This window comes from Aeoliella straminimaris, from assembly GCF_024054565.1.
In the GTDB taxonomy this organism is placed as follows: domain Bacteria; phylum Planctomycetota; class Planctomycetia; order Pirellulales; family Lacipirellulaceae; genus Aeoliella; species Aeoliella straminimaris.
This window is the reverse complement of record NZ_JAMXLR010000048.1, coordinates 25,868-35,414: the sequence shown is the minus strand read 5'-3', so window position 1 is coordinate 35,414 and position 9,547 is coordinate 25,868. Positions and strand designations below refer to the sequence as shown.

The window sequence follows — 9,547 nt, the reverse complement described above, 5'->3', positions numbered from 1 at the left end:
TGGCGTTTCGACGCACCATGCGCGACTATCTGCACCCAACAGAGAAAGGCGAACGGTTGTGCGAGCGGCTGCGCCAAGCAATCATCGATAGATACGTCCGAAAAAACAAAGCCAGCCGCAACTACCCACGGAAGAAACAAGGCAAACCACCGGGAGTACCAAAACTGCTTACCGCCAACCGCCAGCAAGTCGCCCACGCAGCTCAGTTGAAAATCATCGGTCGAAGAGGGTTAACGGCGTAGGGTGCCACTGCTGGCTGGTCGTGGTTTGCTTCTTTGGAATCATCAGTTAGTCACACAGTTCTCAACTAGTTCGCCAGCTTGCGGAAAACCAGCAGTGCTCTGTGGACAGCCTCAGTAGCTCGTAAAGTTAGATTCTCCAGCAAACCAATCCGGTGGCACGGCCGATCACCTCGGCAGTCGTCGTCTAACAAAGGCCATCGGTGGTAGCACGAGAATGTCAACTCGTGAATCTCGCCCTGCTGGTCGAAGTGCCGGACTCGTTTTCGATGAGGCTTGGCAGAGGACATGCACTAAGCATAACACCGTGGCGAGTTGCACGCCAAACCTCACGCACACTGCCGGTGCAGAGAAGTAGATGAGTGTCCCCATTGGCCCAAGCGTCTTCGTGTCGACCGCTCGCGCCCGAACTACTGTAAAAAAATCGCCGTTGAATCGGTCCGCCGGTTTGGTCCAATGGAGTTGCGGCCGCTTGTACCTGCCGCGGCTGTTTGGCAATAGAAATTGGCTAGAGGCTGTGGGCTCTAGGCTGTCGGCCGTAGTCCGGAAGCTTGCGATGGAATTGCGCCCGGGCGTGGAGGACGTTCGTCTCTCCGTTCCCTGACCCCCGACTCCTGAATCCTGACCCCTCCAATAGTTTTGGGCCAACTGGGGTGGCCCAAAAAACATGCGGGGAACAACGCAGAGGGTTTTGTCGCACCCCCCGTATGGTTTTGCCGAGGAAACAAGGGGTTTCACCACTCGGGCGGGACCAAAACCGCTGGAGTTTTGGGCCCATGAATTCGCGTGGGGGAAGTTGTGGAACAACCTGTGCTGTGGCAAAACGCCGGCGGTGGGACAAGACCGTCGGGCGTCGGAGAAGGCTCTACTCGATGGGCGTGGCGCCGGCGGGTGGGGTGCCTCCGCCGCTGCGGATGTAGCTGGCCCGCTGCTGGGCGTAGTCGGCGGCCGTAGGCAGGTCGGCCTCGCCGGTGTTGGCGGCGCGGGAAGCCTCGAACAGCTTCTTCAGGTAGTTGCGACACCAACCGCAACCCGTGCCGGCACCGTGACAATCGGAGAGTTGCGACGCGGAGCGCGGCCGCTCGATCCGCAGGTAGTTGACCACCTTGCGTTTAGTGACGTGAAAGCAAAGACAGAGTTCGTCGTCGAGGTCCATGGAGTGCAGCCTGACGGATGATCACTCCTGCGGCAAGTGCCCCACGCTGGACTGGAAGTACTTCTTCCGCCGGCCGGCGACCTCCTCGCTGTCGGCCGCTTCCTGGGCGGCCGTGAGGTCGGCGATGCTGGCCGTGCAGACGCGGCAGCCAGCCACTTCGATGTGGAAGCGGATGTAGTCGGCCGCGTCGTCGGTGAGGATGCCCATCAGGTAGTTGCCCAGTTCCGGACGCGAAGGGCAAGTGAGCCGATGCCGCCGCCAGATGCCGCCGAGCGAGTGCACCCCCGCGTCGCGACGTCCGGTGACCGCCTTGAGCTGTTCGCGCAAGGCGTCGCTGGTGCGCAGCTGGTCCTCGATGGCGACCATCTCGTCGGGCGGAAGCGCTTCGTCGAGGTAGGCTTCGAGGGTCTGATTGCTAAGGGGTTCACTCACCTTCGTACAGCTCCGGGAAGATGTCCTCGCTCAGGTCCTGTCGGCGGACCAACGTTTTGAGTCGCGCCAGGAAGTCAAACTTGAAATTGGCCACTTGTTGTTCGGTGAGGTCGAGCAGCTTGGCGACTCGCTTGTTGGCCAGGCCGCGGGCAAACAGCAGCTCGATGCACTTCAGCTTGGTCCAGTCGCCCCGTTCGCGCCACCGCTCGATTTCGCCGGCAATGGCTTCGGAGATGGCACGCTCTTCCAGGCCGCGGCGTTCGCCGCTGCGGGCAATGCTGCTGGCAGCTCGCGCGGGGCCGGGCAGGTCCCAGGCGGCTCCGTCGGAGCCATCGGTGCTGGAAAGCGGCAGCGCCGGGCGGCGCCCTTCGCGGCGGAGATGGTCGGTCAACTTGTGGGCGGCGATGGAGAACAGCCAGCTTTCGAGCGGCCGCCGGGTGTCGTAGTTGGGCAGGCTGGTCAGGAAGCCGACAAAGGTCTCCTGCACGACGTCCTCGCTGGCCGCCCGGCGGCGGAGGCGGCTTTCGACAAACGCCAGCAGTCGGCCCTCGTACTCGTCGATCAAACGAGTCCAGGCGTCGGGATTTCCCCGGCGGATGTCGTCGACCAAGAGGGCGTCAGGATTCGGCATGGGAGCGGAGCAAGTGTTCGAGAATCTGGTAAATGCTGCTCGCAAGCAGCCAATCACCGCCAGTGCTTAATTGAACATGGCAATGAGGAAACCAATCCCGATTATCGCTGCCGGAACGCCGATAAACAACCGCTTGGTGTAGTATCCCTTGGTGTAAGTGTCGAGTTTTACCAGGCCGAGCACGCCGGCCAGGCAGAGCAGCACGCCAGCCATCCCCATGCCCACTGCTTCCATCGAGTCCTGCCGGGCATAGGTTCGCCAGCGTGAGAGCAGATCGTCCGTGGTCCGGCTGTCGTATTCCAGCAGCACATGCAGGTTCTTCATGTTCGGCTGGTGTTCGAAGTCCTTGGTTTCGTAGAATTGCTCCTTGATCAGGTTCTCGCGGATATACCGCTTGGTGATCCCCAACCTCTCGAGCCGCGGAACGCTGACGTACGATCGCCGGGATTCTTCGATCGCCAGTTCGCGGATATACGCCTCGACCAGTTGCTCGATTGGACCATTCTCAAGCTTGGCCAGGCACTCGGCCGGCGTTCCGTACCAGTCCGATTGCACCACCTGACGGTGAACGTTTGGAACGCTCTTTGGCGGTTGGCGAACCCAGTCGGGAATCTCCTCGACGGGCGTGGCGGGGGCTGGTTCGTCGTCGCTGGGAGCCTCGGCAGTTTCGGCTGTGTCCGCCACCACGGTTTCCGCACTGGTGCTGGCGATGGTGGCAAACTCAGCGGCGTCCTGCACTTCGGCCACAGCAGGGTGCACCTCGGCCACGGGCTCCAGCAACGACACATCCACCGAACGTCCCTCATCGAACATGGGTGGCTGAATCTCTCCGGGCGACCACGTTGGAACATACGGATCCGAGGACTGCGATTGAGGATATCGTTGCGTGGTGTGGCGTTGCACGCTGGAGTAGCTGAAAAACAGCAGGACTACCGGCAGCGCGAGGGCGGCAAATCCCACGGCGGGCCCCGCGTGCTTGAACAACAAAAAGACGATGACCAGAAAGACAATGAGAATCGCCGGCGAGAACAATCCCAACCACGTGCTGGTCCGATACGAGCTGGTCACACTGTAGGAAGAATGGCCCGAAAGCTGATGGCGGACATTTGCGGCCTTCTCGTGATATTCCTGCGCCAGCTGCTGGATGTCTGGATCGCTGTGGTGTTCGTATTGTTCGGCCAGTTGGTCGAAGTGTCTTGCTTGGTTTTCCTGCAGCGCATACTGATGTTCGGAGTAGGGCGTGGATGCCACGGGTTCCTCGACGTGACTAGGCACGACGGCGAAACTCCACACGACGATTGCACCCACCAGCAATATCAGCCCAACGGCCACAAACTGCATGGCACCTCGGGTGTGACGATTCCCGAGCAGGATCGTGGCGACCGCCACGCCTGCGGCAACCGCCAGAGCAAGCACGATGAGAAATATAAGGGACATCTTCTAACCTGCCATCGCTTCTTCCGCCGCCGATTTTCGTCCGCTCGGTGGCAACCAGGGACTCACAAGCTGGGTAGCCACGGCAATGATGCCGGCCACCGCCATACCGGTGGGTTGAGGATACCAGCACACCAGGTGGGCGAGCCACGCACCGCAAATCGCTAGTCCAACACCCACCAGGCTCAGGCGGGTTCGACGGGCGTATTCGGCCAATCGCCACCACCGGAGACCAACCATCATGAGCGAGAAGTACATCACGCTCAGCAAAGCATCAGGCGAGGCCAAGTGCTGGCTTTGCCATTGGACGTAATCCCCTTCCGACATGTTGAGCAGTTCGTCGAGCAGGCTGTCGTGGAATCCGATTCCCGCATCGTGCATGTAGGGCACGCCAGTCATCATCGTGGTGGCCAGGCCCCAGGCTACCAGGCCCACAAAGGCACCGCCCACCAGTTGCCATAAACGCATAGGAATCTGGTCTTCGAAACGGCCTTCGGTGAACTTACCGGTCACCAGCACCACCCAGGTACCTACGGTGGTCACGCCAGTCAGCCACAAGTACAGCGGAAGGCGTTCGCCGGGGGTGGAGCCACCCACGACCACCACGGCCAGCATCGCCAGAAATGCACAGAGGATACCCGACAGCACCATGGACGTGAGCAGTTCCGTGGCACGCTGACGCAACGGCTTGTCGCGGAGCCGTTCGTGGACCTTTTCTTTCCAACTAGTGCGCAGGCGTTGCGCTCGAATGGCCGCGGTGCGCCGTTGTTCGGCGCGGGACATCGGTTGCAGGACGGGTTGCTCGGCGGGAGGGGGGCGTTTCGCGGGGCGGGCTACCGCCATGCCATCGGGACCGCGACGCACCCTCTTCTGACGCCGGACCTCGGCTGGGCGAACCAGCGTGGCCCAAAACGCGTAGTAAAAGACGTACACCACGCCCAGCAGCACGGCCAGCGATCCCCATACGGTAACCGTACCGACCGCCAGGCCTACCAGCACAAACAGCAGGAGCGCCTTGCCTACGGGGTTGGCATCCCAGGTGTGCCAGCCTTCCACCCAACTGGTCCAGGTGCTATTCATCCACTCGTATAGAGGTTCGCGAACATCGCGTTCCAACGGCACCTTGGAGAATGGCTTCGGACCCCTGTGACCTCGCACGGAGGTATCGGTAAACAGGTGCGCGGCACCGATGCCGTCGGCGGCCGCATGCTCGCCGCTCCAGCCGTCGATACGTTCCAGACGAACGTACTCCACGCCTTGTCCATCGGGCAGCAGTTCCAGCAGTTCATGAACGCTACCGATGCGGACTTCAGGGTCTTTGGCGAGCGTCCGCTCGACCGCTTCGCGAAACGGGCTATCGAGCGACGACAGATCGGGCTCGGCCGTCAGGTGTTTCATTAGCACCTCGCCCACGCTCTCGCCCTCGAACGGGACGTGACCAGTGAGCATCTCGTACAGCATGATGCCCAGAGCGTAGGTGTCGATCTCGCGACCATAGCGGCCGTTGGCAATCTCCGGTGCCATGTAATGTACGGTGCCGACACTTTCGGTCTGACCACTGCGGCGACTGCACGAAATGAACTTCGACAGGCCGTAGTCGCCCAGCTTGACGGTGCCGCCGTCGGTGGAATCGATATCCAGAAACACGTTGCCCGGCTTCAAGTCGCGATGGACGATGCCGTGGTCGTGCAAGTAGGCCACGCCCGCACCAATGCCCCGCATCCAACGAATCACTTCGTCGACGGGCATGCCGTTGGGGTGCCGTTCGATGGCGTCCTCGAGCGATTCGCCGGAGACGTACTCCATGACCACCCACTGATCGCCCAGCGAGTCGGTGCGAATGTCGTAAACGCCGATCAGATTCGAGTGCTTGAGATTCAGGCAGTGCCGTACCCCGCGGAGCTCGACATCCAGATTACGGCGAATCAGCTTCAGCGCGACTTCTTTGCCAGCATCGCTGGTGGCGAAGTAGACCTCGCCGAAACCGCCCCGGCCGATGCCCCGCTTGATGGTGTAGCCTTCGAGCGGTTGGCTGCCGGTGGGGTAGAGAAATTTGAGTGGCGCACGCTCGGAACTCGCCCCGGCGGGTTCGAGAAGCTGCTCAGGTTGAGGCGTGCGGACGTCCATGGTGGTGTTGTGTTCGTTGTGGTTTACAGCCCTAAGTGTAACCGGTTCTGTATGCCATTTCGCTGGCTGGTGCGGAACCTTGCTGCAAAAACCGTGAGAATCCCCCGAATTGGACGCCTCACGACCCCTTTTGTTCCCCAACTTTCCCCAATTGCGTTGGCAGCGTGCCTGGCTGGACGGTTCAGACGTCTTCCAGGCTAATGGCGAATTCCTCTCCCTCCAGCCGAGCCCCGCTTTCCAGGGGGGTCGGTCCATCGGCCTGCGATCCGTCGACCGTCATCTCCATGGTCGACCGGCAGTGCAGGCGTCCCGCTTGCCGGAACAGCATCACGTCGCCCTGCCACCGCCGGCAGGCGATGTGCGAGTGCGATTTCGGCCCCAACAGGCAGCTATCAGCCATCAACAGCACCGCGTCGGCGCGGGGCTCAGTGCGATGGCCGCTAAGCGGTGTCAGCCGGGCCGTGGCGCTCAAGGCATGCGGCCGTGTGAACTCGAGCCGGACGGCCGAACCGAGTTCAATCTCGTGTCGATTCCCCAAGACCATGGGGCCGGTCAGCAGCCGCCCGTCGACCTTCACCTCGCCCAACGGATCGAGCGTATAGCCACCCTGGTGGCGACGAATGACCGCGTGGCGGCGCGACAGATCGGCACACAACGGCACCGCCACTGCCGAACCAGGCGTGGGCTGTCCCAGCACCACTTCGTCGTCCAGGCACACCAGGAAACCTCCCACGGCGTCGACCCATAGCATGAATCGGTTGGGTTCCTGGGAGCCGGACATGGTATCGTCTGCCTGAGTCTTGGAGGCGGAGCCTTGGGCTCCGCGTTTTGTATCGTTTAATGCCAGCGAGGCTAGCGGACGCCCTTCGCGGTGGAACACCGCCGTGGCGTCGAGCCCCACCGCGTGCCAGGCCTGACGCCGCGCGGCGCGGGCCACCCGATCGCGCGGCGCCACGCTCAGCAATTTATCCGCCCGCGCGAGCATCTGGTGCCAGTCGCTCTGGTTGGCTGCGGCGTGCAATTCGCCCCGCAGCTGGGAGTGCCGCTGGCATTGTGCCAGCAGCCACTCGACTCGCTGGGCGAGTCGCGACCAATCAATCTTAACCGAATCACGGGATAGATTCTCCGGCGATTTCTCTATCGCCAGTTCTTCGACCGCAATTTTCTCCAGCGCTTGGCGAGCCTCGGCGCTACTGCCCACCGATAGCATCTGCTCGGCTTCGGACATGCTGCGGGCGAATTCCTCCAGTTGTCGGACTTGAGCGTCACGAAGGCCACGACGGGCCAGCTTTGCCAACTCCTGCTGCGCCACGGCGGTGCGACCATCGGCCAGGAAATCCACAGCGCGGGCGAACACCGCCTGGCGATACTCGTTGCGAACCTGGGCCACCGGCAGATCGCAACCTGCGACATGCTCGGCCAACTCCAGGTCGTTCCACCCGGCGTTGGAACGGCCCGCGGCCAGGCGACCTCGTGCCCGCTGAGCCACCCTGCCGGCCAACTCAGCCGACAACTCCCGGGCCTGGCGAAACTCCCGCAGTTCTTCCCGCTGGACGATAGCACAGGCGCGGTCGAGTTGACCCTCCTTGAGCGCCCGCCGCGCCTCGCCAAGTTGCATTCGCCAAGAAGGAAACATGAGGGACAACCTTACAGGAACTCCAGATCGACTGTGTGACTGACCAATTCCAAGCCCAATGACCAATGAGTCGACATTACGTATTCGTCATTGGCCATTGGGTCTTTGGTCATTGGCAACTAATCTTCGTAGCTCACCTGGGCCACGTTGCTATCCTTTTCAACCAGGTTGAAGTAGGCAGCTACCTGGTCGGTGATGTCGGCCGAGTCTTCCGGATCGAGCGAAATCTCGGTCACCACGTCCACATCGGCGTTGGCGATTCGAGCCTTGACGTCGAGCGAAGCGCGGATGTCGTTGATCAGTTCCTTGGTGCGAGCCAGTTTGCTGTCGTCCAGCACCACTTCGCTCGACGCCTGGGCGACCTCGACCAACGCTTGCTTGGCTTCCAGGCACTTCACATCGGTTTCCAGCTTCTTCTGCGCCGTGACCATCGCGGCATACTTCTCGCGGGCCGCCATCAGGTTGGCCGCGCGAGCGTCGCGCATCTGCTTCATGCTGTCGAGCGTCTCGTCGCTTACCTTGTAGCGAGCGAACTTGCTCTTGAGGCTCCGCTCGACATCGCCCCGCTCGTAGGATCGGCTGGCGTAGTGGAAGGTGCTCTTGCCACTGGTCAGATCGGCCTGCATCTGCAGGATCTCGCCCTGCAGCTTATTGCTACTCTGTTCAGCAGCGACGATCTGCTCGTCCAAATGCTCCAGGGCGACTTCCTCTTTGGCAATCATGTGCATCGCGTCGCGAATATTCGGCGTGAGCTCGCTGACCATCTGACGCGCACGGTCGATCTGGAACGAGGTGGGCACCGAATCCTTGACGCCGTCCGACACCCGATTGGCGCCGGTCTTGAGGTAACTGAGGGCATCCCGCCCAAACAACAGGCCAGCAACCAGGCCGACCACAGCAACAGTAAGTAGGGTTTTTTTGATCATCGGTTTGGCTCCTTGATCGGGGTGGAACGATCGAAAGCAACATTTGAAGGGCTTTCGCATGGCGGTTGGCTCGACTGAGGGAAAAGACGAACGAACGGAGGTAAACACCAAAAGGACCGAGCACGGCGAAGTGCTGGTCCACTAAGAGATTCGCCCCCCGCAAAGTGATCTTTGGAACGATTTAAATTTTTTTGAAACCGCCGGCCGGCGGCCGCCCGGCTCCCCGCCGCTTGCAGTCCCTGGTTGTCCCCGCGCAGAATGAACCCAACGCGAAAAAATGCGTAGAAACGTCGCTTGCCCCCCGCGCTGGAGTTACTGCCATGATCCGATACCTTCCCGCCGTTTTTTTGCTGGCAATTGCGGTCGGATGCGAGAAACCACAAACTCTGCCGGCAGGAATGACGGCCGAACAGATGGCCGACTATCGCTCCAAGCTGCTGATGACCGCAGAACCAGCGGATGCGAAAACGGTGATCGAGGTCCGCAATGCCCTTCAGCCTGCGGATTCGCCGGAGGGCGAGGAGGAGGAGGCGGAACAGTCCTCCGCGGACTCTCCCCCCACCGGAGTGACCGTGGTCGGCACCATCGGCGGCATGCCGAATCCTTTCGGCAGCGACAACATGCCCGCGTTCCCCTGGATGGAAGGTCAGGCCGTATTCTCGCTGGTCGATCCAACGACCGTTGCCGAATTCGAGGGTGAAGAGCACCAGCACGCCGAAGGCGAGGAGTGCATGTTTTGTGCGGGGAAGGCACGCGACTTGGTCGATACGGTGGCCCTGGTCACCTTCGTCGACGAGCAGGGGCAGCCGATTCCCGTCCGGAGCGACACGCTGTTGGACCTGAAACAGGGCCAAGAAGTCGTGGTGACTGGCACCGGCTCGGTCGAACTGGGAACACTCCGCATCGTGGCCGATGGCGTTTTTGTACGGCAGCCGTAGTCGCTTGCCGGATTGCGACTAGAGTCTT

9 protein-coding genes are annotated in these 9,547 nt (G+C 61.5%); 2 read left to right on the top strand and 7 right to left on the bottom strand.

The features are described from left to right. A partial coding sequence (locus NG895_RS13770; protein WP_252853086.1) for a hypothetical protein occupies positions 1–242 on the top strand: 242 nt, incomplete at its 5' end. A gap of 862 nt (positions 243–1,104) precedes the next feature. On the opposite strand, the gene NG895_RS13765 is transcribed toward NG895_RS13770, so the two are convergent. The 7 genes from NG895_RS13765 to NG895_RS13735 form a co-directional block, all read right to left on the bottom strand. Then, positions 1,105–1,395, bottom strand: coding sequence for a (2Fe-2S)-binding protein (locus NG895_RS13765; protein WP_252853085.1), 291 nt, complete (start codon positions 1,393–1,395; stop codon positions 1,105–1,107). Between the two features lie 21 nt (positions 1,396–1,416). Next, positions 1,417–1,827, bottom strand: coding sequence for a hypothetical protein (locus tag NG895_RS13760; RefSeq protein WP_252853084.1), 411 nt, complete (start codon positions 1,825–1,827; stop codon positions 1,417–1,419). Continuing rightward, positions 1,820–2,458, bottom strand: a complete 639-nt coding sequence (locus NG895_RS13755) for an RNA polymerase sigma factor (protein ID WP_252853083.1) — start codon at positions 2,456–2,458, stop codon at positions 1,820–1,822. Before NG895_RS13755 ends, NG895_RS13760 begins: the two co-directional genes overlap by 8 nt. A 66-nt stretch (positions 2,459–2,524) precedes the next feature. Further along, positions 2,525–3,895, bottom strand: coding sequence for a hypothetical protein (locus NG895_RS13750; protein WP_252853082.1), 1,371 nt, complete (start codon positions 3,893–3,895; stop codon positions 2,525–2,527). Between the two features lie 3 nt (positions 3,896–3,898). Continuing rightward, positions 3,899–6,019: a serine/threonine-protein kinase gene (locus NG895_RS13745; RefSeq protein ID WP_252853081.1), complete on the bottom strand. Its 2,121-nt coding sequence runs from the start codon at positions 6,017–6,019 to the stop codon at positions 3,899–3,901. A gap of 181 nt (positions 6,020–6,200) precedes the next feature. Next, complete coding sequence (locus tag NG895_RS13740; RefSeq protein ID WP_252853080.1) at positions 6,201–7,655, bottom strand: FHA domain-containing protein; 1,455 nt, start codon at positions 7,653–7,655, stop codon at positions 6,201–6,203. A gap of 119 nt (positions 7,656–7,774) precedes the next feature. Continuing rightward, the gene (locus NG895_RS13735; RefSeq protein ID WP_252853079.1) at positions 7,775–8,581 is read right to left on the bottom strand and encodes a hypothetical protein; all 807 of its coding nucleotides are present in this window, start codon (positions 8,579–8,581) and stop codon (positions 7,775–7,777) included. A gap of 320 nt (positions 8,582–8,901) precedes the next feature. Between NG895_RS13735 and NG895_RS13730 the strand changes: the two genes are divergently transcribed. Further along, entirely contained in the window at positions 8,902–9,519 is a 618-nt protein-coding gene (locus NG895_RS13730) for a hypothetical protein (protein WP_252853078.1), read from the top strand. The last annotated feature ends 28 nt before the right edge of the window (positions 9,520–9,547 follow it).

Bases quoted from the DNA above. Each gene is read 5' to 3' on its own strand.
- NG895_RS13765 (WP_252853085.1), bottom strand. From the start codon at position 1,395: ATGGACCTCGACGACGAACTCTGTCTTTGCTTTCACGTCACTAAACGC.
- NG895_RS13755 (WP_252853083.1), bottom strand. From the start codon at position 2,458: ATGCCGAATCCTGACGCCCTCTTGGTCGACGACATCCGCCGGGGAAAT.
- NG895_RS13750 (WP_252853082.1), bottom strand. From the start codon at position 3,895: ATGTCCCTTATATTTCTCATCGTGCTTGCTCTGGCGGTTGCCGCAGGC.
- NG895_RS13745 (WP_252853081.1), bottom strand. From the start codon at position 6,019: ATGGACGTCCGCACGCCTCAACCTGAGCAGCTTCTCGAACCCGCCGGG.
- NG895_RS13740 (WP_252853080.1), bottom strand. From the start codon at position 7,655: ATGTTTCCTTCTTGGCGAATGCAACTTGGCGAGGCGCGGCGGGCGCTC.
- NG895_RS13735 (WP_252853079.1), bottom strand. From the start codon at position 8,581: ATGATCAAAAAAACCCTACTTACTGTTGCTGTGGTCGGCCTGGTTGCT.
- NG895_RS13730 (WP_252853078.1), top strand. From the start codon at position 8,902: ATGATCCGATACCTTCCCGCCGTTTTTTTGCTGGCAATTGCGGTCGGA.